This window comes from Paenibacillus sp. FSL W8-1187 (assembly GCF_037965485.1).
GTDB lineage: Bacteria > Bacillota > Bacilli > Paenibacillales > Paenibacillaceae > Paenibacillus_O > Paenibacillus_O pasadenensis.
On the sequence record NZ_CP150181.1, the window covers coordinates 2,296,922 to 2,321,803 of the forward strand.

20 protein-coding genes are annotated in these 24,882 nt (G+C 60.9%); 14 read left to right on the forward strand and 6 right to left on the reverse strand.

Annotated elements, in window-relative coordinates:
• Window positions 1–12 precede the first annotated feature (12 nt).
• The 10 genes from NYE40_RS09820 (at window position 13) to NYE40_RS09865 (ending at window position 13,216) form a co-directional block, all read left to right on the forward strand.
• On the forward strand, window positions 13–1,479 hold the full coding sequence (locus tag NYE40_RS09820) for an extracellular solute-binding protein (protein WP_339279842.1): 1,467 nt from the start codon (window positions 13–15) through the stop codon (window positions 1,477–1,479).
• A 67-nt stretch (window positions 1,480–1,546) separates the two neighbouring features.
• Window positions 1,547–2,494: a sugar ABC transporter permease gene (locus NYE40_RS09825; RefSeq protein WP_052333392.1), complete on the forward strand. Its 948-nt coding sequence runs from the start codon at window positions 1,547–1,549 to the stop codon at window positions 2,492–2,494.
• A 12-nt stretch (window positions 2,495–2,506) separates the two neighbouring features.
• The gene (locus tag NYE40_RS09830) at window positions 2,507–3,343 is read left to right on the forward strand and encodes a carbohydrate ABC transporter permease (protein ID WP_028599579.1); all 837 of its coding nucleotides are present in this window, start codon (window positions 2,507–2,509) and stop codon (window positions 3,341–3,343) included.
• 19 nt (window positions 3,344–3,362) lie between these two features.
• Entirely contained in the window at window positions 3,363–5,399 is a 2,037-nt protein-coding gene (locus NYE40_RS09835) for a hypothetical protein (protein ID WP_028599580.1), read from the forward strand.
• Window positions 5,400–5,499: 100 nt separating this feature from the next.
• Window positions 5,500–6,483, forward strand: coding sequence for a Gfo/Idh/MocA family oxidoreductase (locus NYE40_RS09840; protein ID WP_339279843.1), 984 nt, complete (start codon window positions 5,500–5,502; stop codon window positions 6,481–6,483).
• Window positions 6,484–6,495: 12 nt separating this feature from the next.
• Complete coding sequence (locus NYE40_RS09845) at window positions 6,496–9,150, forward strand: hypothetical protein (RefSeq protein WP_339279844.1); 2,655 nt, start codon at window positions 6,496–6,498, stop codon at window positions 9,148–9,150.
• Window positions 9,151–9,220: 70 nt separating this feature from the next.
• The gene (locus NYE40_RS09850) at window positions 9,221–10,222 is read left to right on the forward strand and encodes a Gfo/Idh/MocA family oxidoreductase (protein ID WP_084137404.1); all 1,002 of its coding nucleotides are present in this window, start codon (window positions 9,221–9,223) and stop codon (window positions 10,220–10,222) included.
• A gap of 45 nt (window positions 10,223–10,267) precedes the next feature.
• Window positions 10,268–11,206: a carbon-nitrogen hydrolase family protein gene (locus NYE40_RS09855; RefSeq protein ID WP_052333393.1), complete on the forward strand. Its 939-nt coding sequence runs from the start codon at window positions 10,268–10,270 to the stop codon at window positions 11,204–11,206.
• A gap of 22 nt (window positions 11,207–11,228) precedes the next feature.
• On the forward strand, window positions 11,229–12,155 hold the full coding sequence (locus tag NYE40_RS09860; protein WP_028599584.1) for a Gfo/Idh/MocA family oxidoreductase: 927 nt from the start codon (window positions 11,229–11,231) through the stop codon (window positions 12,153–12,155).
• Between the two features lie 35 nt (window positions 12,156–12,190).
• Window positions 12,191–13,216 (forward strand): Gfo/Idh/MocA family oxidoreductase, encoded by a 1,026-nt coding sequence (locus tag NYE40_RS09865; protein ID WP_240479038.1) that lies wholly within the window; start codon window positions 12,191–12,193, stop codon window positions 13,214–13,216.
• Here the strand turns inward: NYE40_RS09865 and NYE40_RS09870 are convergent.
• Both NYE40_RS09870 and NYE40_RS09875 read right to left on the reverse strand, forming a co-directional pair.
• Entirely contained in the window at window positions 13,202–14,083 is an 882-nt protein-coding gene (locus tag NYE40_RS09870; RefSeq protein ID WP_052333394.1) for an NAD(P)-dependent oxidoreductase, read from the reverse strand. The two genes, NYE40_RS09865 and NYE40_RS09870, sit on opposite strands and share 15 nt — an antisense overlap.
• Window positions 14,084–14,104: 21 nt before the next feature.
• Window positions 14,105–14,491: a MerR family transcriptional regulator gene (locus tag NYE40_RS09875; RefSeq protein WP_028599586.1), complete on the reverse strand. Its 387-nt coding sequence runs from the start codon at window positions 14,489–14,491 to the stop codon at window positions 14,105–14,107.
• 104 nt (window positions 14,492–14,595) lie between these two features.
• On the opposite strand from NYE40_RS09875, the gene NYE40_RS09880 reads away from it, so the two are divergent.
• Window positions 14,596–15,567 carry an aldo/keto reductase family protein gene (locus tag NYE40_RS09880; RefSeq protein ID WP_028599587.1) on the forward strand — a complete coding sequence of 324 codons (972 nt, stop codon included), beginning with the start codon at window positions 14,596–14,598 and terminating at the stop codon, window positions 15,565–15,567.
• Window positions 15,568–15,729: 162 nt separating this feature from the next.
• Window positions 15,730–16,551 (forward strand): divergent polysaccharide deacetylase family protein, encoded by an 822-nt coding sequence (locus NYE40_RS09885; protein WP_153783415.1) that lies wholly within the window; start codon window positions 15,730–15,732, stop codon window positions 16,549–16,551.
• Here the strand turns inward: NYE40_RS09885 and NYE40_RS09890 are convergent.
• A complete protein-coding gene (locus NYE40_RS09890) occupies window positions 16,516–17,253 on the reverse strand; it encodes an N-acetylmuramoyl-L-alanine amidase (RefSeq protein WP_339279845.1) in 738 nt (245 codons plus the stop codon). The two genes, NYE40_RS09885 and NYE40_RS09890, sit on opposite strands and share 36 nt — an antisense overlap.
• A 126-nt stretch (window positions 17,254–17,379) precedes the next feature.
• On the opposite strand from NYE40_RS09890, the gene NYE40_RS09895 reads away from it, so the two are divergent.
• On the forward strand, window positions 17,380–17,562 hold the full coding sequence (locus NYE40_RS09895) for a YqzE family protein (RefSeq protein WP_028599590.1): 183 nt from the start codon (window positions 17,380–17,382) through the stop codon (window positions 17,560–17,562).
• Here the strand turns inward: NYE40_RS09895 and NYE40_RS09900 are convergent.
• The 3 genes from NYE40_RS09900 to NYE40_RS09910 all read right to left on the reverse strand — a co-directional run bounded on the left by NYE40_RS09900 (window position 17,559) and on the right by NYE40_RS09910 (window position 21,488).
• Complete coding sequence (locus NYE40_RS09900) at window positions 17,559–18,566, reverse strand: hypothetical protein (RefSeq protein WP_339279846.1); 1,008 nt, start codon at window positions 18,564–18,566, stop codon at window positions 17,559–17,561. The genes NYE40_RS09895 and NYE40_RS09900 overlap by 4 nt on opposite strands.
• 139 nt (window positions 18,567–18,705) lie before the next feature.
• Window positions 18,706–19,653, reverse strand: a complete 948-nt coding sequence (locus tag NYE40_RS09905; protein WP_101808974.1) for a YqhG family protein — start codon at window positions 19,651–19,653, stop codon at window positions 18,706–18,708.
• Complete coding sequence (locus tag NYE40_RS09910) at window positions 19,650–21,488, reverse strand: SNF2-related protein (protein WP_101808975.1); 1,839 nt, start codon at window positions 21,486–21,488, stop codon at window positions 19,650–19,652. Before NYE40_RS09910 ends, NYE40_RS09905 begins: the two co-directional genes overlap by 4 nt.
• Before the next feature lie 173 nt (window positions 21,489–21,661).
• Between NYE40_RS09910 and NYE40_RS09915 the strand changes: the two genes are divergently transcribed.
• On the forward strand, window positions 21,662–24,691 hold the full coding sequence (locus tag NYE40_RS09915) for an adenosylcobalamin-dependent ribonucleoside-diphosphate reductase (protein WP_043111532.1): 3,030 nt from the start codon (window positions 21,662–21,664) through the stop codon (window positions 24,689–24,691).
• Window positions 24,692–24,882: the final 191 nt, after the last annotated feature.

Consider the following 24,882-nt stretch of genomic DNA (forward strand, 5'->3'; position numbering starts at 1 on the left):
AGGAGGGTCTACATGAAAAAGGTTTTGAAAGCGACTTCAGTATCACTTGCATCGCTCGTTGTTCTTACTTCACTTACCGCTTGCAGCAGCAATTCCTCGAACAATGCCGCCAATTCTCCCGCACCGGTCAATGCCTCGGCCGGCGAGACGGACGCGGGCGCCCAGGTCTATTCGGAGAACGGGCTGCCGAAGGACGAAAAAGTAACGCTGAAGGTCGGTTTTTTTGAAGGCGGAATGGGCCGCGAATGGTTCGACTACGCTCTCGAATCCTTCAAGCAGAAATTCCCCAACGTCTCGTTCGACGTCACGTACTCCCCTACGATCTCGCAGGTCACGCAAACGAAAATCGCGGCGAATGACGACAAGGACATGTTCGATCTGTTCTCGGGAAGCATACCGGGAGGCATCGCGAGCTACGTCGAAGCGGGCAAGCTTGAATCGCAGGAAGACCTGTGGGACCGAAAAGCGTATGACGGAAGCGGTAAGACGCTGAAAGAGGTTTCCTTCGAAGGCAGCTTTGAGTCGTCTCCGCGCACGAAGGGAAATACGTACGCCTTCCCGATCTCGGCAAGCGGATCCGGTCTGATGTACAACAAATCTTTGTTCGAGCAAAACGGCTGGAACGAGAACCCGAAAACGTGGAGCGAGTTTTTGAAGCTTTGCGAGGATATTAAAGCGGCCGGCTTATATCCGATTACGTTCCCCGGCGTGTATCCGGATTATATCACCAACGCGTTCGGCCCGCCCAAGGTATACGAGCTGGCGGAGGAGAACGGCACGCTGGATAAGGTGTATGAGGATTACCACAAGTTCAATCAGCCTTACTTCCTCGCTGCCGAAAACGTCGAGCGCTGGAACCGGATCTATGATATGGGCAAGAAGGGCTACTTCCCGAGCGGCCTTGCCGCATTGAATCATACGCAATCTCAAATGCAGGTCGTACAAGGCAAAGCGGCGATGGTGGCGACGGGCACCTGGGTCGAGAACGAAATGAAGCAGTCGACGCCGGAAGGCTTCAAATGGGGCTACATGACGGTTCCAATGGCCGAGAAGCCTGACAATACGAAATGGATTACGTTCACACCGGGCTCGGGCTTCCTGATCTGGGCGGCCAAGCCTGAGCTGAACAAGAACTGGTCCAAGGAATTCATCGTCTGGCTGTGGAACCTGGACAATCAACTGCAGATCGCGGAAAAGGGCGGCATGATTCCTCTGAGAGCGGACTTTGCCGACGACGCGTCCCGCTTGGAGAAGCTCCAGAGCTTGCCTAGCGCATTCCTGGCTTATATGAAGGACAATAAAGTAAAAATGGATTCGGGCTCCGCAGACGTTACGTTGACGGACCCCGCATTCGAGCAGGCGAACAAGGTCATGTCCGAATCGATTACACAGATCGCGACCGGAAAACAGGATCCGCAGCCGAAGCTTCAGGAAGCGGAAAACTACCTCAAGAAAGCGATCGACGCACAGGGCAAGTAAATCCGCCAAGGAGGGGGGAGGCCCCCTCCTTTCTTATCGGCTGACCTCAAGAAAGGAGCGCTGAACCTTGGCTACACTTCGAACAGATCGCGACCTGACTAGACCGAAGCGAAGCAGCCTGCTGCAAAGGGCGAATGTTCAAAAGTGGATCTTCCTCACCTTTGCCATCGTGCCGACCTTTGGCGGTTACCTGCTGTTTGCGCTTTATCCCAATCTACTGTCGATCTACTACTCGCTGCTGGATTGGAACGGCATTACGGAGCCGAAGTTCATTTATTTTGAAAACTACGTCCGCCTTTTCAACGATCGTTATGTATGGCGAGCGCTCGGCCACAATTTATTCTATATGGCCACCGTGCCGGTTTGCGTCATTTTGATTTCCTTGGTGCTTTCCTACCTTCTGACCAACAAAGGCTACAAGGGCACGTCGTTTTACAAGGTGCTCTTTTTCTTCCCCAACGTCTTGTCTACCGTAGTCGTCTCCTTGCTGTGGGCGTTCATCTACGATGGCAGCTTCGGCCTGCTGAACGCGCTGCTGAAGGTGTTCGGCATCGACATGGACGGCTTTTATTGGCTCGGGGACACCCGGACGGCCATGTATGCGGTGCTGCCTCCGTACGTATGGGCGGGCGTCGGATTGTACATCGTCATTTTCATGAATGCCATGACTACGATTCCCAAGAGTTTATACGAAGCCGCCATTTTGGAGGGGGCGGGGCATATGACGCGGCTGTTCCGCATTACGATCCCGCTCATTACGCCTTTGATCCGGGTGAGCGCCATCTTCCTCGTGCTCGGCACGCTGAAGAGCCTCGATCTGATCCTCATCCTCACGCGCGGCGGTCCGGCAGGCTCTACCGACGTCATCGGCCTCTATATGTTCAACATGGCCTTCGGGGAGCAAGTCCAGAACTACGGCTACGCTTCGGCGATCGGGATGTTCTTGTTCGTCATTCTTGTCGGAGCCAAGCTGCTGGTCGACAAGCTTTTGCCAGACCGCGGTTACGAATATTAAAGGTGGTGAACCATGAAGGAGCGGCGCAGTTATATCGACCTGATTTGGTGGCTTGTACTCATCGCCTGGTCGTTAACCATTCTTTTTCCGATCGTATGGGTTCTCTATGAATCGCTGAAGACGAATCCGGAGTTTTTCCAAAATGTGTGGACGTTGCCGGATCATCCCCAATGGATGAACTACAAGAAGGCTTGGCTCAACTACAATCTCCTGACCGCGATGCTCAATACGCTGTATTACGTCGGGGCGAGCCTCGTGATCGGCACGTTCCTGACCGCTCTGAACGCCTACGCGCTCACCCGCATTGAATTTAAAGGCAGGAAATTCATCTGGGGCATGATCATGCTCTCGCTGTTCCTGCCGGGCATCAATGCGCTGATCCCGCAGTATATCCTCATGCGCGATCTGCATCTGACCAACAGCCTTACCGGCCTCATTCTGCTGAACTGCCTGGGGGAAAGCGTCTTTTTCCTCATGCTGCTGGGCGGGTTCATGCGGTCGCTGCCGCGCGAGCTGGAGGAGAGCGGGACGATCGACGGCGCGTCGATATTTAAAATGTTCATCCGCATCATCGTGCCGCTCTCCATGCCGGGGATCGTCACGGTAGCGATCTTCAAATTCATCGGCCTGTACAATTCCTTCCTGGAGCCTTTCATTTATTTAAGCGACTCGAGCAAATATACGATCGGCGTCAATATTTACCATGCCAACATGCTGATGCAGTACACCAACGATTGGGTGACATTGTTCGCCGGCGTCATCATCACGATGATTCCTTCCGTATTGGTCTTTATGTTTTTCCAAAGATGGATTATGGAAGGGGCTACGCTCGGCTCCGTAAAGGGGTAAGCGGTCAGGAGGAATCCCGATGGTCGAAAATCAAGCAGAGCAGCGTTCCAATAGCGGAAACGGACAGGGCTTCCGCGAACGAACGCAACGGTTCATGGCGAGGGCGGTCGATGCCGCCGGACAATGGTATGACCGCGAAGGCGAATGGCTGGCCGACACCACGCCGCCCCACACAAGGGAACGGTACTGGCTGGCCGGCGCCATGTACGCAGCGGGAGAAGCCGAATGGGCGGATGCCATCGTCGCAAAAGGCGAGACGGAAAAGTACGGGGCGATCCGGTTTAACATTTTCAATACCAATATAGCCGCCAGCCTGTTAGTCGCTCATCGCGACAAAATGTCGGCAGCCGTCCGGCAAGAGCTCGAGCGTCTCGTGCGAGACGGGTTTTCGTTCAAGCCGGGCAACCGGCAGCCGGACTTTCAATTCCACGGCTACAACGACAACATGCCTGCCAAGGCGACGGCAGGGCTGATTCTCGGCGGGGAAATGCTCGGCTGCGAGGAAGCGGTCGACTATGGACTTTGGAATCTAAGGCAATTCAGGGCGATGCTGGTCCGGAACGGCATCAACAGCGAGTTCAACTCGCCGACGTATTCGGGCTTGACGATCCGCGCCATGGGGGAGATCGCCGCTCAGGCGCAAAACGAGGAAGCGCGCCTTCTGGCGTCCGGGATCGAGCAGCGCCTTTGGATCGATCTGGCCGCCCGGTTCCACCCGGAAATGGGCGTGCTCGCGGGACCGTATTCGCGCGCCTACACCGTGGACACGGCCGCGCATGCCAGCTGCATCTCCAGCCTGCTTTGGTTCTGTCTGGGCGACCGGGTCCACCCGTCTCCGATGCTGCTGTTCGACAAGCCCGACGACCTTGTCCTTCACCATATGGGAGACGTTCCGTTCAATGTCGCGCAATTCTGCTGGTTCGCCGGCGGACACTACGATATCCCCGACACGGCCTTGCGGCTGTTCGACGCCAAGCCGTTTCCGTTCCGAGCGGTCGCCTCCTGCGAATTGGGAGCCGGCGAAGGCACGGACTTCCTGGCAAGAACAAGCCGGATCGAAACGGTGCTGCACCGCGACTTCGCGCTCGGAACGTCCAGCGCGCCGTTCGGCAGCATGGATCAGAACAACAGCTACTTCGTCACCTACAAGCGGCAGGATCAGGTTGAGTCCTATCGGGATATCGGAACGATCTTCACGAAGCTGGCGGTCAACGGCGACGTGCCGGGAACGAAAGTCCGGGCAAGAGACGGCGATCGGGAATATGCCAATGTCGGAGAAGCCGACATCCTCTCCTCCTGGGCCAACACGTTTACGATCCAGTCCGGATCTACGGCTTTGGTGCTCACGCATCCGCATCCGTCTTTCGACGAGGCGGCGGCCCGCAAGCCGTTGTCGGCCATCCGCGAGCAGATCATCTTGTCGACGCACGGAGGAGACGTAGAGGAGCTGATCGTCGGAGGCATTCCGCGGAAGGACTGGTCCGGAGAGGTGCAGCACGGAGAATGGATCGTCTGCCGCACCGGGAAGCTGCTGTCGGCCTTCCGTCCCATGGTCTACACGCCAAGCCAGAGGCCGGTTTCGATCCGCCTGGAATCAAAGGGGAACTATAATTTCATCTGCTCCAGCCTGTATGAAGGGGAGGAGCGAAGCTTTGCCCGAGACGAGCTTCGATTCCTTTTCGGCGGATTCGTAGCCGAGCATGCGAGCGTTTCGGAGTACGCCTCTCTGGCCGAGTTCGCGGAGGAGTTTGAATCCGCTCAGTTTACCGACTATTACTGGACTACGCGCCGGGTGCGGTACAGACGCCCTGCCGGCAAAGCCAGGCCGCCGCTTGAGCTTGAAACCTCCTGGAGTCCGGGAGCGATGGCGACGCGGTATGCGACGATCAACGGCGCTCGAATCGAGCAGCCGATAGCGGCCATTGACGGCGTGACAAGCGAGGAGCTGCCATTTTTGAATGAACCCTTCGCCTCGATTCCGTCCTTTTTCCCTTGGGAGGATCTGACGGTCGCATGGGGAGAATGGCCTTCCGCGATCGGCGATCGCGAGGAGTGAGGGCGAGCTCGGCCATGGCCGATGTCCATGTCCTTAAGGCCGATGACCCTGCATTCGCTGCTCGCAACGGGAATCGCGACGTCATATTTGGAGGTGAACGATGTTCAAGGCGGCCATAATCGGAGCTGGAGCCATCAGCTCCTTGCATCTGCAGGCTCTGGCGGAAATGAACGAGATCGAGGCGGTTGCGATCGCCGACATCGACGAGGAGCGGGCCCGCAAGGCATCCGCTCAGCATCCTGTTCGAGCGTATGCCGATTATCGGCGCATGGTCGAGATCGAGCGGCCGGATATCGTGGTCATTACGCTGCCGCATCATTTGCATAAAGAGTGCGCGATCTGGTGCGCGCGCAGCGGCTGCCATATTTTGCTGGAAAAACCGATGGCCATCGACGTCGAGGCATGCGATGAAATCATAAAGACGGTAGGCGAAAGCCGGATCAAGCTCATGGTCGGCCACACCCAGCATTATTTTGCCGAAAATCGGATCGCCAAGGAAATCATTCAAAGCGGTCGGCTCGGCAAGCTGGTCATGATCAACGATGTGCGGCATGTCGATTATTATTCCCCGAACCGGCCGGACTGGTTTTTCGAGAGCGCAAAATCGGGCGGCGGAATTGCGATGAACCTTGGATCGCATTCCATCGATAAAATTCAATGGCTGACGGACAGCAGAATCGTGCAGGTCAAAGCCTCGGTCAGCCATTACGGCGCCAAGGGAGACATTGAAGGCAGCGTGACGGCATGGGTCCAAACGGACCGAGGCGTGCCGTGTACGATCAGCCAAAGCGGATACGGCGGCGTGAACAGGGACGAAACGGAAATTGTGTTTACGGAAGGCATGCTGAAGCTGAGCACCGGAGCTGGGCTTTGGATCGGCCAATCCGGCGAATATCGGTCCGTAGAGGCGCCGCAGGAAGCCCCTCCGTTCGTCCTGCAATACCGCGACTTGCTCAGCAGCATCCGCACGGACGTCAATCCCGAATGCTCCGGAGAATACAGCCGCAGCGTCGTTGCTGCGGTGCAAGCGATCTATGCCTCGCATCGCAGCGGGCAGGAAGTAGTTGTCTTACATCAGCGGTAAGGGGGACTCAGCGTGCTTAACCGCGACTTGATCGCATATTTGCAGCCGTCGCCGAACCGGTTCAACGGGACGGAATGGCGCGACGTGACCGGCCGGATCACGGATATCGAAGCGGACGCCGATCGGCTCGTCCTAACAGTGTCATTGCCGCGGGGCCTCTATCGCTGCCGGCTGCAGACGCTGGACGGCGCCTTTGACATGAATACGGCGATGATTCCGATGGTGCGGGTGCCGGATGGGGCGCTTGAGCCCGTCGGGCCTTGGGATTTCGATCATCTGAGCGGCGTCATGGCCATGCCGATGGCCAGAACATATGTGAACGGCAGACTGCTGGGCGGAATGTGGTTTGACATGCCCGGGCCGGAGGATATCGAAGCGAGCCGGCTGAATGCCGATTTTGGCTTCGAAGCCGATGCCGACGAGACCGAATTGAGGCTGGAGTTCGTCGAACGCGATCGCAGCCGGATCGACTGGCAGCGGATCAAGTTCATCGAAATCAAAACCGACGACCGCAAGCTGCACGAGCTGGCGCCGATAGGCAAAGGGCATCCGCGAGTCTATCTGAACGCGGATGAGGCGGAGCCGCTGCGCCGCCGGCTGGCCGGAGATCCCGCCTTCCAGGCGATCGTCGAGCGCATCAAAAGCGGCCCGCCGGGCAGCGTCGAGTTCGATCTCGTCTGCCTGGCGTACCTGGTGACGAGGGATCGGGAGATCGGCGCGTCCGTAAAATCGAAAGTCGATGAATTATGCCGGCTGGCGACCTGGTCGGGGAAAGCGGACCCGCTCGTCATGGGCGGAGAGAACGATCGCGGCATCGCCCTGAAGCTGTATGCGATCGGGCTTGCCTGGGATTGGTGCTCCGATTTGTTCGATGCGGCCGAGCAGACGCGCATGAAGGAAAAGGCCGGAACGTACATCCGGAAATTGTATGACTTTACCGTTCTGCAGCGGGCGTATATGGGCTGCCCGACGCCGGAGCCTCATTCGCTCGGGACATGGAACGGAACGGCGATCGCCTGCATGGCGTTTTATGACGATCTCGAGGCGGCACGCAAAGCCCTTCCGTTTTTTCACGGGCTGTTTGCCGAAAGCCTTCGCTTGTTCCCGCAGGACGGCAAAAACGTATGGGTCACCTACTTCCCCTTTCATCTGATTCGTTATCTGGCGGCGGCCCATACGTTTGGCGGACAGCGTCCCGAGCTGGACGAGAGTCCTTTTCTGGACCGGCTCGGCCACGCGATGCTGGCGTGCTTCAACGCGCCGAACAGCCAGGAATTGCAGCGGGGACTGCGTACGCGGGAGCATCGCTACCTGACGGCTTTTTTGACCCGGTTCCATCCGACGCCGGGCATCGATTCCATCTATCGAACCTTCGTGGATCAAGAGCGGAAAACGGCGGGAGACGTCGAGCTTGGATTATTCGACTTCTTGTTCGCTCCGCAGGAGCAAGGCGCGGCTGCGCCGTATCCGGAACGGCCCTTCTTTGCGAAGGATATCGGCATGATTACATTTGCGTCCGGCGGACGGATCGCCGGGGCGTTCACCGCCGGGCTTAAAGCGGGCCGCTCCGTCAGCTTCAACATCCAGACGCATAACCGCGAGTTCCCGCCGGCCATGGGCGGCATTCAGCTCAGCGCGGACGGTTCTCCCGTTTTGATCGACATCGGAACCTACGGCATAGACAGCTCCCTCTGCAATTCCATGTGCTTTGACGACGGGGGCTGCTACACGCAAGGGCAATACTTGAACGGAAATGTCGGACCGGAAAAAAGCTCGTATATTCGCCGCTGCCTGATCGGCGAACGATTCATCTACGCGCATGCCGTCATCACGAACGAGCTTCATCCCCGGCATGAGGTGAAGCAAGCCGAGCGGATCATCGTCGTGGATCAGCGCACCGGCGCCATCGTCCTGTCCGATTCGTTCGAGGGCCGCCGCCCCCTCCATTTCGCGACGCATTTGCATTGCTCGGGCGCCGCAACGGATCTCGGAGCGGGCCAGTATCGGCTTACAGGCGGCCAGGCCAACCTCATCGCAGGCATCAAGGATGGCGACAAAGGCTTGAGCGACGAAGAAAAGGGCGAAGTGTTCGTCAGCATTTTGGATGGACCGGACGACCGGCAAGTCAACATCGAGGAGCCGGCATGGCATCCGACCTATATCTACGGCTTGAACGGCAACGCCGGCGAGCAGGATATCAAGCACGGGCGCTTTCCGCGATACAAGCGCTGGCGTCTTGCCTATCCGTCGCAGGTCAAGCAAGGAGCGTTCCTCTTTGCCGTCACCGCGACCGCCGGTGAGGTCTCGATGCAGGAAGGCGTCATTTCATTTGAAGGCGGGGCAGAGCTGCAGTTCGGGAAGAAAGCGACGTCCATCCGGCTGCAAGGCTGCGAGATCGACGCCGAAGCGGTCCTATCGGACCCGGCGCATCGGCGATTGACGGCGCTCGGCTTGCGAGAGCTGCGAATGGGAGAACGCGCGGCTGTCTTCAGCTCGCCGGTGGATATCGAGCTGGAGCTCGTCGACAATGGGCTGCGGGGGACGATTTTTGCTTCAGCGAGCCATTGCCTGGAGTCGGCTGCAGGAATGGAAGCGAGCGAGTGGGAGCGCGATCCGTTGAACGCCCGCAGCCATCATTCCTGGCAGGCCCTCCTTCGGAGCGTCTGATCCTATCCGAGGATCAGACGGTCGGACAACTGCGGAATCATACATGCTCTGAAAATGGGAGAGATAAACGGTGCGAACTTTTAGAGCCGGACTCATCGGCTGCGGACAAAACGGGAGGATTCATACCGAATGCATCCGCCAGCTGGACGGTATGGATATGGTTGCATTTTGCGATGTGCATGTGGGCAACGCTCAGAAGTTGCTGGAGGAGTTCGGCGGGGACTATGCGACCGACGATGCGGAAAGGCTGTACGCCGACGAGACGATCGACGCGATTTATATCTCCACCATGCACAATACGCACGCCGATTATTGCATCCGGGCGTTGGAAGCGGGCAAGCATGTGATGGTGGAAAAACCGCTCGCCATGAATGTGGAAGACTGCTTGCGCATCGACGAAGCCGTCAAACGAAGCGGCAAAAAGGTGATGACGGCGTTCAAGATGCGCTATTACGATATGCTGTTGAAAGCGAAGGAACTGATTCCGGAGCCGCTGCTGGTCAGCATGCAGATGATGGACGACAAGTGGCCGGCAGGCATATGGGCCAACGATCCGACGTTCGGGGGCGGCAATGTGCTGTCGCAAGGCTGCCACTCGGCCGACATCATGAGGTTCATGGTCGGCAAGGACCCGATCGATGTCTACGCGGCCGGGGCGAATTATTACCAGCAAAATGCCCAAGTGGACAATATAGCCGCCATTTTCCGCTTCGACGACAATGTCGTCGGCAATTTGATTCAGGGCGATTGCAAATGTCCGCCCTTCACCAGCAAGTTTTTCATGCAGCTGTTCGCCGAGAACAAGACCGTTACGCTGTCCGATCGCTTGACGACGTTGATCTACAGCGAAGAAGGCAAGGAAACGATCTTGTATCGCGGCAAGGAAACCGGCATTCTCGAAGAGAATAAAGCGTTCATCGAAAGTTTGAGACAGAATGCGGAGCCGCCGATCAACCATATGGACGGCCTGTACGCGACGTTGATGATGCTGCAGGCGATAAAATCCGTGAAGAGCGGCAAGCCCGAGCCGATACGGTCTCTCATTCAAAGAGATCAACCCGTCCTGAGCTGATCGGATCTTCCGCATGCCGTCCGGGCGCGAAGGGAGCCTTGAGCCATGAGCAATTACGTCAAAATCAGCACGATCGGCAATCGTGAGTTCAACGTAGAGGAGCAGCTGGCGACGGAGGAAATGGTCGATCGCATGATGAAGCACCTGCAACAGAAGCTGAGCCAGGTGCTTCCCGATCAGCCTGATCTAATCGTTTTGCCTGAATTTTGCGACATTCCGTCCAATGTTTTCTTGTCGCCGGCCAAAACGCATGAATACTGCCGCGTTCGCGGAGATAAAATTCAGCGTCTCTTCTCCGAAATGGCGAGCGAGAACGGCTGCTATATCGCGTATCCGACCTTGAGGCTGCAGGAGGATCGGACCTGGCGAAACTCAATCGTCGTGCTGGATCGAAACGGCGAACCGATCGGCGAGTATGCGAAAAACCATCTGACGTTGGGAGAAATCGAGGATTATGGCGTCGTTTGCGGCACCGAGGCGCCGATCATCGCATGCGATTTCGGATGGGTCGCATGCGCGATTTGTTTTGATTTGAACTTTGACCGGCTGCGATTGCAATACGTCCAGTCAAAGCCCGATTTGATCCTTTTTTCCTCTCTGTATCATGGCGGAATCATGCAGCCTTACTGGGCTTATTCCTGCCGATCGCATTTTGTCGGCGCCATCGGAGGCGGCCTGCCAAGCGCGGTGCTGTCCCCGGTCGGCGAGGTGCTGGCATCCAGCACCAGCTATTTCGACTTCGCGACGACATCCGTCAATCTGGATTGCGCGGTCGTGCATCTCGATTACAATATGGAGCGTTTGCGGCAGCTCAAATCCAAATACGGATCAAAAGTGGCCATCGCGGATCCCGGGCATTTGGGCTCCGTTCTGATCTCCTGCGAGACGGATGAATGCACGATAGAAGACATCATCCAGGAATTCCAAATCGAACGCTTGGACGATTATTTGGAGCGGGTATCCGCAGGTCGGCGCGCCGAGTAGCGCAGAAAAGGGGCGTTGCGTCATGAAAGCCTTGCGAATCGGACTGGTGGATCCCGATACGTCTCACCCCGAAAGCTTCATCCCCATCCTGCGATCCCTCGGTCACGAGGTCGTCGGCGTATGCGACCATGGAGAGGTGAATCCAGCCGGCTATGCAGAAACATTCGCGTCCGATCACGGCATCGAGCGGGTCTATGCGTCCGTGGAGGAAATGGCCGAACAAGTCGATATGGCCTTTATTCATAGCTGCAACTGGGATGTTCATGTCGCGAGGGCGCTGCCTTTTGTCCACGCCCGCAAAGCTGTTTTTATCGACAAGCCGCTAGCGGGCAATGTCCGCGACCTGCTGCAAATCAAAGAATGGGCAAGCCGGGGGGCGGTCGTCACGGGCGGCTCCGCTTTGCGTTATGCGCCAGAAGTGCAGGCATTGAGGCGGCAAGCCGCGGCTCCGCATTCGTTCATCTACGCTCTTTCCGGCTGTGCCAACGACGAGTATTACTATGGCATTCATGCCTTTACGCTGCTGCACGGGCTTCTGGGGCCGGGCATTCGCAGCGTGCGCCATCTGGGGCATTCGGGACAGGATCAATATGAGCTGTCCTGGTCGGACGGGCGCCGGGGGATCGTCAGCGTAGGCGCGACGGAGAGCAGCCATCCGTTCTACGCCACGATGATTACGCAGTCCGGAGTGGAATTCATCACGGCTGACAGCAGCCGACTGTATCGGTCCTTGCTCGAGGCCGTCATGCCGTATTTTAGCGGCGAGGCCCCGGCGCCGGTCCAGCTCGAGGCCGTGATCGAGACCGAGCTGGCCGCGATCGCGGCCCGATTGTCCAAGGAGCGAGGCGGACAACCGGTGGAGCTGCCGAGCCTGACGCCGGATGCGAGCGGCTACGACGGCGCCGCATTCGCGCGAGCTTATCGCGAGCAGAAGCGGTTCTCTCTCTGACCAAGCCGCAGCCGTCAAGGAGGTTTAAGTTCGACATGAAAACGATGACGTTCGGCATTCTCGGCTGCGAGCATGCGCATATCGGAGTTTTTCTTGAGGAAATGCTGGCACTGGGCCATGTCTGCGCCGGCATCTATGACCCCCGCCATACCGCGCTCGCATCGCAGCTGGCCGCCCAGCATCAAGTGCCTCTGCTGAGCGAATGCGACAGGCTGCTGGCGGAGGAGGTGAAGCTGATCGGCACTTCGGCGATCCACAACGAAAAAATCGAAGTGATCGAGACATGCGAGCGTCACGGCAAGCCTGTCATGGTCGACAAGCCTGCGGTGACGGATCGAGAAGGGTATCGACGCTTGAAGGCGGTCATGGACCGGGGAGTCATTCAAGTCGGCATGCTGCTCACGGAACGATTCCAGCCGGCCATCCATGCCCTGAAGCAGCTCATCGATCGAGGGGATCTAGGGCAATTGGTGTCGATCGGAATCCGCAAGCCGCATCGGTTGAGCCCGGAGAGCCGCCCCCCGTGGTTTTTTTCCAAAACGCAGAGCGGCGGCATCATCGTGGATCTTCTCATCCACGATTTTGATCTGCTCCGCTGGCTGACGGGCAGCGAGATCCGCCATGCGGAAGGGGTTGCGGTCAAGCGCATCCTTCCGGAGCATCCGGATTTTTATGACGCGGCCTCCTTGCAGGTCCTCATGGACAATGGCCTGGTCGCTCAATTGTATGCCGATTGGCATACGCCCAGGCAGAGCTGGACGTGGGGGGACGGAAGGATATTCGTCGCGGGCACGCGCGGCTCGGCCGAATGCCGGCTGGCGGGAGATCCGCTGGCGATTGGCGCGCAGGCGGAGCCGCTGCTGCTGACGGCGACGCATACAGAGCCCTTCGTCCAAGCGCGGCTGGATTCTCCGCCGTCCATCACGGCAGATTTTCTGAAGCGCCTCGAGGGCGGAGACTCGATCCTGACAGGCGAGGACATCCTGGCCTCGGTCAAGGCGGCGATTGACGCGGACGAGCGGTCGCGCTTCATCGTCTCCGACCCGCTACTTCCGCTCTAGCACGGCATTCACCAGAACCATGTCGCATTCATAGGTGGATCCTCCTAGATGAGGGGTCAGCACGACATTGGTTCTTTCCGCCAGATAGGCGGGCTGCACATCGTTTTCCCGCCAAAAGACATCGAGACCGGCGGCGCCGATCGTGCCGTTTTCCAGCGCTTCTTGAAAAGCCTGCTCCTCGATGATGCCGGCTCTTGCGGTATTGATCAGGATGCAGCCTTTTTTCATGCGCGCAAATTGCTCTTTCCCTAATGCGCCACGAGTCTGCTCGTTCAGCGGCAGGAGGATGCAGAAATAATCCGCCTGCGCGAGCATGTCCTCGACGGAGGCATAAGCGATGCCCAGCCTTTGCTCCTGCTCCGCCGGGAGGCGGCGGCAATCGTTGTACAGCCTGTTCATGCCGAAGCCGGATATCAATCCGGCCAATTCGATGCCGATCTTGCCCATGCCCCAAATCCCGATGGTTTTTTGCTGGAAATCCCATCCCGAGTAAGGGATTTTCAAGTCTTGACCGCTCCATTCGCCGTTGCGCACGGCCCGGTCCGCCGGCACGATATTTCGTGCCGCGGCCATCATCAAGGCCAGCGTATGCTCCGCTACGGTGCGCCACAAGCTGTGTGCCAGCGTCAGAGCAATTCCTTGCTCCTTCATCCAAGCGGCGGCCGAGCTGCTGCAGGAGTGGCAAGCGACAGCCTTGAGCCTGCTCGTCGATTCGCTGAACGCCCAATGATCGGGCACCGAATACACCAGCGCGGCGGACGCCTCCGGCAAGCGGCTGTCGTCGCTCGTGATTTCGTAATGCGCTTTCAATTGCTCCCATGCGAGAGGATGCAGGGAGACTTCGGCATAACAAATCGGCTTCGGCATGGAGAACCTCCTGAAAGAAAGTTAGGAATGGACCGGGGCATCGATGTGGAAGATGCCGATTTCATCATAATGATCCAATTTATAGTTGATCATGTCAAGACTGCGGGTCAAGGAATCGATCTGCTGCAGGACATGCTCTTTGTGCTTCTCCAGCATGATTTTCCTTTGCTCGCAGGTCGACGCCCCCTCCAGGCACAAGCCCATGAAGTCCTTGATCTCATTCAAAGGCATGCCGTTGTTTTTGAGGCAGCAGACGAGCTCCAGCCAGCAGATGTCCGTCTCGGAATATTGGCGAGTTCCGTAATCCGTCCTTTTCAGCAGCGGCATCAAGCCTTCTTTGTCATAGTAGCGAAGAGTAGAGACGGGCAGGCCGAGGCGTTCCGAGACTTGCTTGATCGTATAGTCCATGCAGATCTTCTCCTTTGGCAAGGTGGTCAATCAAACGCTTGACCTGAAGTTAACTTTAGCCTTTATGCTCGTAAAGAACAACCCAACTAGGAGGAGTGAAGGCAATGAAATACAGAGCAATCGGCAAAAGCGGCCTCAAGGTAAGCGAGATCGGTCTTGGAAGCTGGCTGACATACGGATCGGTTACGGCCGAGGAAACCGCCAAGGCGTGCATTGATAAAGCCTACGAGCTAGGCATCAACTTTTTCGATACGTCCAATTCCTATGAGGGCGCGGAGGAAGTGCTGGGCCGGGCTTTGAAAGCCTATCGCCGCAGCACCTATGTGCTCGCGACGAAGGTGTTCTTCCCGCAGGGCCGAGGCCCCAACGAGCGCGGCCTGTCCCGCAAGCATATCATGGAGCAATGCGAGGCGAGCTTGAAGCGGCTGAACACCGATTACATCGATCTGTACCAGTGCCATCGCTTCGATGACACAACTCCGATCGAAGAGACGCTGCGGGCGCTGGACGATCTGACGGCTCAAGGCAAAATTTTGTACGCGGGCGTCAGCGAGTGGTCCGCCGAGCAAATCAAGAGCGCCGCTGCGATCGGAAAGCAGCTCAATCTGCGTCCTTTGATTTCCAACCAGCCGATCTACAACCTCTTCGAGCGCTATATCGAAAAAGAAGGCGTCATCCAGCAATGCGAGGAGGCAGGCTTGGGCCAAGTGGTCTTCTCGCCGCTCGCTCAAGGCGTCCTGACCGGCAAATATAAACCGGGCCAAGGCATTCCGCAAAACAGCCGCGCGGCCAACAACCAGACGAACGGCGTCATCAACAGCTACCTGCGCGAAGACGTGCTCGCTTGCACGGCCAAGCTGGAAGCGCTGGCGTCGGAGCTGGGAGCGAGCCTGTCCCAATTCTCCTTGGCGTGGGTATTGCGCCAGCCGAACGTAAGCTCGGCCATCAACGGCTCCAGCCGTCCTTCGCAGCTGGAGGAAAACATCAAGGCGCTCGATCTCGTCCTGACCGACGATGTGCTCCAGCGGACCGAGGAGATCTTGTCCGAGGTCAGCGGCTTTGCCCCGATGAGATAAGCATTCGTTCGACTATGGCTTCCCGCTGCTTCGGCAACGGGAAGCCATTTTTGCGTGCTGCGCAAGCAAGAGCCTCAATTTGCCTTTACGCTCGCCGGCATAAGCGTCTCCATTCGGATGCAAAATGAACAGGAAAGCCCGAATAGAAAGGGGATTCTTGCCATGACCACATTCCGAAAAAGCTCCGTGATCGCGCTCGCCGCGCTGCTGCTGCTGCCTTCCTGGGCCGGAGCGTCCGCGCCGCAAGCGCAGCAGCAGCGGGGCGGACAGCAAGCCGCGGCGCAAAGCCGCGTCGCCGTCGTCATCGACGACTTCGGCAACAAGATGAAGGGAACCGAGGAGATGTTCAAGCTGCCGGTGCCGGTGACGGCCGCCGTCATGCCGTTCATGCCGACTTCGCGCCAGGATGCCGAGCAGGCGCATAAGCTCGGCCTGGACGTCATCGTGCATATGCCGATGGAGCCGAATCAGGGCAAGCCGGAGTGGCTCGGACCCGGCGCGATCCGCTCCTCGATGAGCGATGCCGAGGTGAGGCAGGCGGTGGAGAAGGCGATTGCCGAGGTGCCCCATGCCGTCGGCATGAACAACCATATGGGCAGCAAAATAACCGCGGACGAGCGCATCATGCGCGTCGTGCTCGCGGTCTGCAAGGAGAAGGGATTGTTTTTCCTGGATAGCCGGACGACGTTCAAGACCGTCATCCCGCGTGTCGGCGCCGAGCTGGGCGTGCCGGTGCTGAGCAACGACATCTTCCTTGACGATGTTTATACCGCGAGCCATGTTTCCGGCCAGATCGTCAAGCTGCGGAAGCTCGCCCGCGAGAAAAACGACTGCATCACGATCGGACATGTCGGCGTGCCGGGGCTCATCACCTCCGCCGCCGTGCGCTCCGCCGCCGCATCGATGCCGCAGAGCCGATTCGTGCGGCTGACGGAGCTGCTGCCGGCTTCAGCGGAAGAGAAGCTTGTACTGCCGCACGCCTGAGGCGATCGCTTCGGCGATTTTCTGCTGGCCCTCCATCGAGGTCAGCATCGCCCGATCGTCCCCGTTGCTGATGAAGCCCATCTCGACGATGACGGCCGGCTGCTTGACCGTGTTGAGCAGATAAAACGGGCTGCCCGCGCGCGGCAGCTCCGCCGTCAGCTGCTGGCGGTTGAGCGCGTCCTGCACGCAGAGGGCGAGCAGCACGCTCTCGCCGCGATTTTTCTGATGCAGCACGACCGGACCGCGGGCTGCGCCGCGCTTGGACCAATTCACATGCAGGCTGACGAGCATGCCGGTATGGATTTCTTCGGTCAGGCCGGTCCGCTGGGACAGGTCCTTCTGATGCCGCGACCGGCTGCCAAGCCAGCGGTTGTCGTCGCTGAGCTCGTAGTCGTCGACCCGGTTCAGCACGGCGCTGACGCCGAGCTGCTGCAGCCGCACAAGCAGCTTTTTGGCGACCGCCAGGTTGATGTCCTTTTCCAGCACCTTCTCGTAAAAGGTGCCGCCGTCGATGCCGCCGTGGCCGGCGTCGATCAGCACCTCGGCATACGGAAGCGCGCCTTTGTAGCTGGGACCGCCCGCTTCTTCAAGAGGCGGCGCCAGATCCAGCGTCGGAGCGGCATAGGCGGACATGGGCGCAAGCAGCGCCAGGGCGACGGTCAGCGCGGCCGCCCGGCAGCGGGGAAGCTTCTTCTGCTTCATCCTCGATCCTCCATTCATGGAAAGCTTACGGATACTTTTCCACTCGAAGCCGGGCTCTATTCGCGTTTAGGAGCAGCCGGCGGCGGAAATACTATCTCCATGAACGAAGCGACGGAGGGATGAGGCATGGATTCGGAAGAATGGATCAAGGATATGACGGAGCGGTTCGTCCGCTATGTCGATACGCCTAGCCAAGTGCGCCGCCAGAAGCGGCGGGAGCGCAAGAGCAGCCGCGAGCCGTGGCTGACGCGCTGGTTCGGCATGTCGGGCATGGGCATCAGCATGTGGCTGCGCGGACTGAAGCGCTAAGCGGTCGCAACATCGCCGACGGGATAAAAAGAGCCTGCCGCCGCAGCGTCGACCAGCGGCATGTAGCGGATGCCGGCCGAGCCCGCCATGCGGAACGCGCCGAACGCCGGCGCGCCGCTCCAGCGGTGGAACCCGGCGGCTTGTCCGATGAACAGCGCTTTGCCGCCGTACGCTTCTGCGGCGTAATCGAGCGCGGTTCCGGCTTGCAGCCGCTGCAGCAGCTGCGCCTCGGTCGGCGCGGACAGCGGCCGCTGCAGCAGCCAGGAGAGACGCTGCAGCGGATCGTCGCCGGCGAACAGGCGATGGCTTGCCAAATGGACCGGCTTCGTTGCTGAAGCCGGTTTTTGGCTTGTCGCGGCATGGAGCGCGGCTGCTTGCCCGGAGGCCGGACGCGCAGCGTCGTTCGCCCAGCGGCTCCAATCGGCATCCGAGATCGGCAGCAGCTCGCCGCTCGCCGCATCGGCGTAGCGGACGCGGCCTTGTCCGTCCTGAAGCCTCCAGACGGCGGCGAAAGGCGATGCATATCGCTTGCGCGCCGTGAAGTCCGCGAAGCTCTTTCCTTCCTTCTTCAGCCCCTGACGAAGCGCCGATTCGCGGAACAGCGGGCTTTCGCCGGCGCCGTATTCGCCCAGCTCGACGCTACCGTCTTCCTTGGCATTCAGAATCATGTACCCGGCTTGCTCGCCGCTGTCCGCTGCGAATACGCCGGCAAGCCAGGCATGCGTGCCGGGACCGAGCGGCTCCAGACGGAGCTCGGCCGACTTCCAGGCGGCGAATTCGGGCAGGCGCGCCAGCTCGTCCCGCCAGCTCGCGGCTTGCGCCTGCAAGCGGGAGCGGAAGGCGTCCTCGGCGGGAGCCTTGTCCGAGCTCGCGTAGCGGGACGGCGCCTTGGACACGGCGAGAGAGAGCGGCGGCGCGGCTGCGGCAACGGCGGCGGCCGGCAGGGCGCCCAGCATCATGGCGAGCAAGGCGGCCGCGGCGGCGCGCAGCGAGGATTGGGCCATTACGATTGCCTCCTGTCGATTCGATTCTGCTTCAGTCTACCGCGGATAGCGGGCGAAGGCTGTTGCTTGCTGTCAGCTCCGCCGCGCCTGCGCCGGGGCTATTTGTGGCGGATGGACGGACATGCTGGCGAAAAGGCGCTCATTCGATCCCCTCGAGATGGAACAGGCCGCCGTTGATGGCGGATACCGTCACCCGCGGCTCGTACTGCCAGCGGATTTCCTGGCGCCTCGTCTCGAATTGGGCGGCGATCGCGTCCCGCTGCTCCTCCTCGGCCGACTCCAGCAGCCGGTCGTAGTAGTGGGCGAGGATGTCCAGCTCCTCCTGGAGCCTGCGGCTCGCGCCTTCCGCCCAGCTGAAGTCGGCGGCGCGCAGCTTCCGCTCGAGATGGCCCTCGATCAGCGACATCGCCCGCGCATGCGTGAGCCCGTTGCGGGCGGCATGCACGTTGGCGGGCAGCTTCGGCGTCAGCTTGAGGCCGGACAAGCGCTCATGGAAGTTTTCCTGGATGTTGCCCGTCGCCAGCGAGATGCCGTAGGAGTGGATCTCCTCGCGCTTCATGTCGCAGGCGAACTCGACGCGCAGGTTGACGCCGAGCCAGGCCGTGTAGGCGACCGACTCGAACGGATGGAGCGAGCGGCGCTCCGGCTCCTGGAACAGGCAGACATAGCTGCCGCCGCTGCGGGCGGCGGCGAACAGCTGGTCGAGCTTGCGCGAGCCGAAGTACAGGTCCTCGCGCGGCGTGCGGCCCTGGATCGAGCCGTGCACGAAGCCGATCGAGCGGGCGAGGGCGCTTTGCGCCGCCTGATCGAGCGAGCCGGGCTCGGCGGCGGCTTCCGCCTCGGCCTTGGCCTGGCGCAGCTGCTGCTCGTCGTAGCGCTTGCTGTCGGTGACGAACAGGTACGTCATCGTCTCGGGCTCGATGCCCGCCCGGTCGACGTAGCTCCAATAGTACGGGCGGTTCGTCAGCTCGCGGTCGGCGGCGGGGGAGAGCTTGACAGTCAGATGCATCGGCGACTTCTCGACGATGCGGGAGCCGGTCGCCTCGGCGTAGCGGGCGACGAAGCGCTGCACTTGCTTGTCGTTCATGGCGCATCGACCTCCACGGGCTGGGATATGCCGTCGAGCAGACGGTTCAGCGCCTGCTTGCGCTCGGCGCGGGAGAGCTTGCGGCCGTCTGCGCCGGCTGCGCCGGAGAGCCGGACCTTCGGCGAGGCGGCCGGCTGCTCGGCGAGGCTGCGCAGCGAGCGGCCGAGATGGTCGATGCCCTCGGCGAGCGCCTCCTCGTCCGGCGCCTCCAGCATGACGCGCGCGAGCCGCTGCTCCATCGACTCCTCCTGCTCGAACCGCTCGAGGATATGGTCGAGCTCGCCGATGACCGATTCGAACATGTCGATCTTTTCATGCAGCAGGTTCACGATATGCTCCTCGATCGTGCCGAGCGTGCACAGGTTGTATACCTGCACGTCCTCGGTCTGGCCGAGCCGGTGCACGCGGCCGATCCGCTGCTCGACGCGCATCGGATTCCACGGCAGGTCGAAGTTGATGATGCGGCTGCAAAACTGCAGGTTGATGCCCTCGCCGCCGGCTTCGGTCGCGATCATGACCTGGGCGCGGCCACGGAACAGGTCCATCATCCAGTCCTTCTTGCCGCGTCCCATGCCTCCCCGGTACGGCACGGCGGTAATGTCTGAGCCTCGGAAAAACTGCAGCAGATATTCCTGCGTCGCGCGGTATTCGGTGAAGATGATGACCTTGCCGTCGCTCTCGCGCACGAGCTCCATCGCTTTTTCCGCCTTCGTGTTGGCCTTGATCCGCTTGATGACCTCGATCAGCTCCCAGATCTTGCCGCGCACGGGGGAGTCCTCCTCCGTCTTCTTGAACAGGTTGACGAGCGTCAGGAACACCGAGTCGCGGCTCGAGCACACCTCGCGCTGCAGCGTCACGAGCGAGAGCATGCTCGTCAGGCTGCCGCCGCTTTCCTCGTAGCGCTCCTTGACGAACGCGGTGACGGCCTCGTACAAGTCCATCTCTTCCTTGGACAGGCGCAGCGGCACGTTGCGCACGATCCGCTTCGTGAACTGCACGTCGCCGTCGCCGCGGCGGTTGCGGATCATGACCGAGGAGAGCGCCTCCTGCAGCTGATCCTCGTTTTTCGGCATCCGCTTGCCGACGACGAAGTTGGAGGCGAACTCGCCCTGCCCGCCGAGCTGGCCCGGCTTGAGCAGCGTGATGAGGTTGTACAGCTCGTCGAGATCGTTCTGCACCGGCGTCGCGGTGAGCAGCAGGCAATATTTTTTGCGCAGCTGGGTGATGAACTGGTAGTTGGTCGTCTTTTTGTTCTTGAGCTTATGCGCCTCGTCGATGATGAGCATGTCGTAGTCGGTGCCGAGCAGCAGGTCGCGATGCGGCTCGCGCTTGGCGGTGTCGATCGAGGCGACGACGACATCGTAGTTCCACGTATGCGCGCGCTTCTGGGCGACGGCGGTGATGCCGAACTTCGTATTCAGCTCCCGCACCCATTGCAGCACGAGCGAGGCGGGCACGAGGATGAGCGCCCGGCGCACGAGCCCCCGCACCATGTATTCCTTGAGCACGAGCCCGGCTTCGATCGTCTTGCCGAGGCCGACCTCGTCAGCCAGGATCGCCCGTCCGCCCATGTCGTGCAGCACCTTGACGGCCGTCTCGGTCTGATGCTTCATCGGCTCGAGGCCGTTCAGGAAGCGCAGGCATTGCAGCTCGTCGAAGCTTTCGATGCGCCGGGACTGCTCCGCCTCCATCGCCAGCTGGTACAGCGTCCAATCGTCCCACGGGCCGTTGCGGTCCACGCGGGCTTGCAGCTCCTCGAACCAGGATCGGTCCATCCTCAGGTCGACGAGCGGATGCAGCCGTCCCGATCCGCCTTCTTTGACGGTTCGCGTCATCTCTATCGGCCCCTCTCGTTGTCATATGCCATTCAGTATGCCCAGCGTCCGGGAGTTCAATAAGGGGAGGCGGAATCGGACATTTATCACATGTTGATCTAGATGTCGTAGGATATAATGGAGTAGACACTAGATATGGGAGATAGACCAGCGAAGCGAGGAGAGTGCATGCGATGACGGCGACCCGTTTGGAAGGCTTGAGCGAAAAAATCTTTTTGGACCGCTATGCCTGGAAGAAGGCCGATCCGCGCGAGGCGAAGCCCGGCGACACTGTGCTCGTGCTGACGAAGGACGATCCGGCCTTCCCGGCTAAAGAGGTCGGCGAGGTCGTCGCGCGCTCCGGCTCGCGGGCGACGGTGCGGACGCGCTCCGGCGAGCTGGTCGAGACCGAGGCGGACCGTCTGACGCTCGCAGAGGAGCGCGAGCCCGGGCAGATGTGGGACCGGCTCGCCCGCGCGATGGCGGCGGCCGAGCCGGACGAGGAGAGCCGGCGGCTGTGGAAGGAGCGCTTCCGCTCGCTGCTGGACGACTGGAAGCTCGTGCCGGGCGGGCGCATCGCGGCCGGAGCGGGCACGAGCGAGGAACTGACGCTGTTCAACTGCTATGTGCTGCCGTCTCCCCGCGACAGCAGGGGCGGCATCATGCAGACGCTCGGCGAGATGACGGAGATCATGTCGCGCGGCGGAGGCGTCGGCATCAACCTGTCGTCGCTGCGTCCGCGGCGCGCGCCGGTCGCGGGCGTGAACGGCAGCTCCAGCGGCTCGGTCAGCTGGGGCGGGCTGTTCAGCTACACGACGGGACTGATCGAGCAGGGAGGCAGCCGGCGCGGCGCGCTCATGCTCATGCTGAACGACTGGCATCCCGACCTGCTCGACTTCATCGCGGTCAAGCAGACGAGGGGCGAGCTGACCAACGCCAATCTGTCGGTCTGCGTGAGCGACCGCTTCATGCAGGCGGTCCGGGAGGATGACGACTGGGAGCTGGCCTTCCCTGACACGAAGCATCCGCTCTATGACGAGCATTGGACCGGCGATCTGGCCGCATGGCGCGAGCTCGGAGGCGCGGTGACGGCTTGGCGGACGGTCAAGGCGCGCGAGGCGTGGGCGGCGATCGTGGAGTCGGCCTGGAAGTCGGCGGAGCCGGGCGTCGTCTTCATGGAGCGCTACAATGAGATGTCGAACAGCTGGTATTTCAATCCGCTCATCGCGACCAATCCATGCGGCGAGCAGGCGCTGCCGCCTTGGGGCGTCTGCAATCTGTCGGCGATCAACCTGTCCCGATTCCACGACGAGAGCCGCCAGGACGTCGACTGGGAGGAGCTGGCCCGGGTCGTGCGCGGGTCGGTGCGGTTCCTGGACAATGTCATCGACACGACGCCTTACCATTTCGCGGCGAACGAGCGCAACCAGCAGCGGGAGCGCCGCATCGGCCTCGGCACGATGGGACTGGCGGAGCTACTGATCCGGCTCGGCATCCGCTACGGCAGTCCGGAGTCGCTCGCGTTCCTCGACCGGCTGTACAGCTTCATCGCGCGCGAGGCTTATCTCGCCTCGGCGGAGTTGGCGGCGGAGAAGGGGCCGTTCCCGGCGTTCGAGGCGGAGCCCTATTTGAAAAGCGGCTTCATGCGGAGCCTGGCCGAGCGGTTTCCTGAGGTCGCGGAGGCTGTCCGCCGCAGCGGCATGCGCAACGTCACCGTGCTGACGCAGGCGCCGACGGGCAGCACCGGCACGATGGTCGGCACGTCGACCGGCATCGAGCCCTATTTCGCCTTTGAGTATGTTCGCCAGAGCCGGCTCGGTCTCGACCGGCAGCTCGTGCCGATCGCGCGGCAATGGAAGGAGGCCCATCCGGGCGAGGAGCTGCCGGAGCCGTTCGTCACGGCGATGGACCTGTCCGCCGAGGACCATATCCGCGTGCAGGCGGCGATCCAGCGCTGGGTGGACAGCTCGATCTCCAAGACGGCCAACTGCCCGGCGGACTTCACCGTCGAGGACACGCGTCGTCTCTACGAGCTGGCGTACGAGCTCGGCTGCAAGGGCGTGACGATCTACCGCGACGGCAGCCGGGATACGCAGGTGCTGAGCGCGGCCGAGGGCAAAAAGGGCGAGGAAGGGCAAGGCGCGGCACGCGCTGCTGAGGGCGGCGGTGCTGAGGGAGACGGAGCTGCGGCCGGGGCGGACGCCGGGCAGGCAGGGGGAGGCGCAGGGGCGGCGGGCGAGGGCGCCGTATCAGGGGCGGACGCCGGGGAGGGCGCGGCAAGCGGATTTGCAGGCAGCGCAGCCGCTGGGGCGGACGCCGGACAGGGCGCGGCACGCGGATTTGCAGGCAGCGCAGCCGCTGGGGCGGATGCCGGACAGGGCGCGGCACGCGGATTTGCAGGCAGCGGAGCCGCCGAGGCGGACGCCGGACAGGGCGCGGCACGCGGCGACGCGGCCGAACCACCGGTACTGTCCTCGCCTGTCTCGTCCGCGTTGGTCCCGTCAACATCGGTCCCGTCGACCTCGGCCCCATCGACCTCGGTCCCATCCGGGCGCATCGTTGACCACGAGTACAAGCGGCGTCCGGCGGTGCTGCGCGGCTCGACATATCGGATGAACACGCCGCTCGGCATGGCGTACATCACGATCAATGATCTCGACGGAACGCCGGGAGAGATTTTCCTCAACGTCGGCAAGGCGGGATCGGATGTGTTCGCGATGGCGGAAGCGCTCGGACGCGTCTGCTCGCTGTTCCTCCGGTACGGCGAGCACGGACGGAAGGTCGGCCTGCTCATCAAGCATCTGAAGGGAATCGGCGGCTCCGGGGCGACCGGCTTCGGCGCGAGCCGCGTCGAGTCGATCGCCGATGCGGTCGCCAAGGCGCTGGAGCAGCATGCCGCCAGCGGCGGCGAGGCAGCCGCGCCGGACGCTGGAGCCGGAGAGCGCGGCAGCCGCGCAAAGGACGCGCCGCTCGGTTCCGAGATGCATGCCGGTTTCCGGGCGCCTGCCGACTCCGGTGCGGATGCCGGTTCCCGGGCGCATGCCGGCTCTGATACGCATGTCGGTTCCCGGGCGCATGCCAGCTCTGATACACATGCCGGTTCCCGAGCGCATGCCGAAGAACGGGCCGTCGCGGCGGATCTATGCCCCTCCTGCGGCAGCGCGGCTCTGCTCCGCTTGGAAGGCTGCAGCACCTGCGGCAGCTGCGGCTACAGCCGCTGCTGAGCGGGAACCTGGCCTGATTCCGCCGAACGATTGCAGAGGCTGGAACGCGAGGCCGGTCCGTTCTCTCGGGAAGGACCGGCCTCTTTATGCAACCCGAACTTTTCGGGCTACAGCCCTCAAACCGGGCTTTGGAGCAGCTGCAACCCGATTTTATCGGGTTGCAGCTTGCAAACCGGGCTTTGAAACAGCTA

What these genes read in the sequence shown, in the direction of transcription:
- NYE40_RS09855 (WP_052333393.1), top strand. Translation starts at nt 10,268, where the DNA reads ATGAGCAATTACGTCAAAATCAGCACGATCGGCAATCGTGAGTTCAAC.
- NYE40_RS09875 (WP_028599586.1), bottom strand. Translation starts at nt 14,491, where the DNA reads ATGGACTATACGATCAAGCAAGTCTCGGAACGCCTCGGCCTGCCCGTC.
- NYE40_RS09870 (WP_052333394.1), bottom strand. Translation starts at nt 14,083, where the DNA reads ATGCCGAAGCCGATTTGTTATGCCGAAGTCTCCCTGCATCCTCTCGCA.
- NYE40_RS09820 (WP_339279842.1), top strand. Translation starts at nt 13, where the DNA reads ATGAAAAAGGTTTTGAAAGCGACTTCAGTATCACTTGCATCGCTCGTT.
- NYE40_RS09835 (WP_028599580.1), top strand. Translation starts at nt 3,363, where the DNA reads ATGGTCGAAAATCAAGCAGAGCAGCGTTCCAATAGCGGAAACGGACAG.
- NYE40_RS09905 (WP_101808974.1), bottom strand. Translation starts at nt 19,653, where the DNA reads ATGAACGACAAGCAAGTGCAGCGCTTCGTCGCCCGCTACGCCGAGGCG.
- NYE40_RS09895 (WP_028599590.1), top strand. Translation starts at nt 17,380, where the DNA reads ATGGATTCGGAAGAATGGATCAAGGATATGACGGAGCGGTTCGTCCGC.
- NYE40_RS09865 (WP_240479038.1), top strand. Translation starts at nt 12,191, where the DNA reads ATGAAAACGATGACGTTCGGCATTCTCGGCTGCGAGCATGCGCATATC.
- NYE40_RS09860 (WP_028599584.1), top strand. Translation starts at nt 11,229, where the DNA reads ATGAAAGCCTTGCGAATCGGACTGGTGGATCCCGATACGTCTCACCCC.
- NYE40_RS09910 (WP_101808975.1), bottom strand. Translation starts at nt 21,488, where the DNA reads ATGACGCGAACCGTCAAAGAAGGCGGATCGGGACGGCTGCATCCGCTC.
- NYE40_RS09840 (WP_339279843.1), top strand. Translation starts at nt 5,500, where the DNA reads ATGTTCAAGGCGGCCATAATCGGAGCTGGAGCCATCAGCTCCTTGCAT.
- NYE40_RS09890 (WP_339279845.1), bottom strand. Translation starts at nt 17,253, where the DNA reads ATGAAGCAGAAGAAGCTTCCCCGCTGCCGGGCGGCCGCGCTGACCGTC.
- NYE40_RS09830 (WP_028599579.1), top strand. Translation starts at nt 2,507, where the DNA reads ATGAAGGAGCGGCGCAGTTATATCGACCTGATTTGGTGGCTTGTACTC.
- NYE40_RS09915 (WP_043111532.1), top strand. Translation starts at nt 21,662, where the DNA reads ATGACGGCGACCCGTTTGGAAGGCTTGAGCGAAAAAATCTTTTTGGAC.
- NYE40_RS09880 (WP_028599587.1), top strand. Translation starts at nt 14,596, where the DNA reads ATGAAATACAGAGCAATCGGCAAAAGCGGCCTCAAGGTAAGCGAGATC.
- NYE40_RS09885 (WP_153783415.1), top strand. Translation starts at nt 15,730, where the DNA reads ATGACCACATTCCGAAAAAGCTCCGTGATCGCGCTCGCCGCGCTGCTG.
- NYE40_RS09900 (WP_339279846.1), bottom strand. Translation starts at nt 18,566, where the DNA reads ATGGCCCAATCCTCGCTGCGCGCCGCCGCGGCCGCCTTGCTCGCCATG.